Raw genomic sequence first — 1138 nt, 5'->3', positions numbered from 1 at the left:
TCGGGGCTGGCACCCACCATGGTCAGCATGTCCAGACTGGTTTCTTCTTCCACCGCCGTCATCAGCTCGGCTTGACGGATGACGCCGATGAAACGCCCGCCGATATTGACCACCGGCAGCGCCGTGATCGGGTGTTTTTGCAGGGTTTCGACCACGTCTTCGCGCGGATCGAGATCGCTCACAAAGGCCACCACGCTGCGGGTGATGTCGGCCAGCGGCAACTCGCGCGCCGACAAAGCCAGGTCTTGCACCTCGACGCGGCCGGTGAGGCGGCCATCGTCGTCCACCACGAAAAGTTCGCGCAGGCCGTCGCGGCGGATCAGGCGCAAACGCTCCACCGCTTCGGCCACCGTCATGCCGGTGCGCAGCGGACTGACGCGCGGGTCCATCAGGCGTCCGGCGCAATCTTCGGCATAGGCCAGCAAGCCACTCAGCTCCTTGGCCACTTCGGGGTCCAGGCGCCGCAACCAGGCGGCACGCGGTTCGGCGTCGAGCTGGGTCAGCACCGCCACCGAGACCACGGGTTCGGCCTCGGCCAGCAAATGCAGGGCCAGGGCTTGCGGCAGTTGTTCCAGCACGTCGAGCGCGACATCGGCACTGAGCGCCTGCCAGGCGCGCAAGCTGGCGTGCGGCGGTTGCGCGGCGATCAGTCCCGCCGCCGTGGCCGAGGGCATGGCTTCGAACAGGCGCGCGGCCTCAAACGGGTAGTCGAGCAAAAAGCGGTGGCTCAGCGCCGCTTCGGCCGGTGCCAGTGCTTCAGTGCCCATGCCCATTCCCGTCGTGCTCCTGTTCCCGCTGCGGCGCAGCGCCCAGCACCGGCGGCACCGAAGGCAACAGCCCCAGCCCGACCCCAACCATGCCCGACAGCGTTTGCCAGTAGCCACGCACCAGCACGGCGGGCAAGGTGGACACCGCCGCGTCGGCCAGCGGCATCGGCAGGCTGCGGCGCAGCGCACGCGCCAGTGCATCGCGGGTCATCACGCCCACCAGGCGCTCACCCGGCTCCACCACCGGCAAGGCCGAGGCCTGCTCCCAGCCTGGGTGCGACGCCGTGCCGGCCAGCGCCGCGTGCGCCATCAGCACCGCGCCGGGGCTGCGCATCAGGCTGGACAAGCTGGTCGCCTGCGGCGCGCGCAAC

The 1138-nt window shown here is 69.9% G+C and carries 2 protein-coding genes; both read right to left on the bottom strand.

From position 1 onward, the window contains the following. The coding region (locus ABYB95_RS23805; RefSeq protein WP_372662942.1) for a CBS domain-containing protein at positions 1-767 on the bottom strand (767 nt) is incomplete at its 3' end. Further along, positions 757-1138: hypothetical protein (locus ABYB95_RS23800; RefSeq protein WP_372662939.1), on the bottom strand; the 382-nt coding region annotated here is incomplete at its 5' end. The genes ABYB95_RS23800 and ABYB95_RS23805, both read right to left, overlap by 11 nt.

Origin of the sequence: Hydrogenophaga sp., from assembly GCF_041633695.1 — a bacterium.
GTDB lineage: Bacteria > Pseudomonadota > Gammaproteobacteria > Burkholderiales > Burkholderiaceae_C > Hydrogenophaga.
Note: the sequence above shows the minus strand (reverse complement) of the source record. Positions and strands in the feature narration are given on the sequence as shown.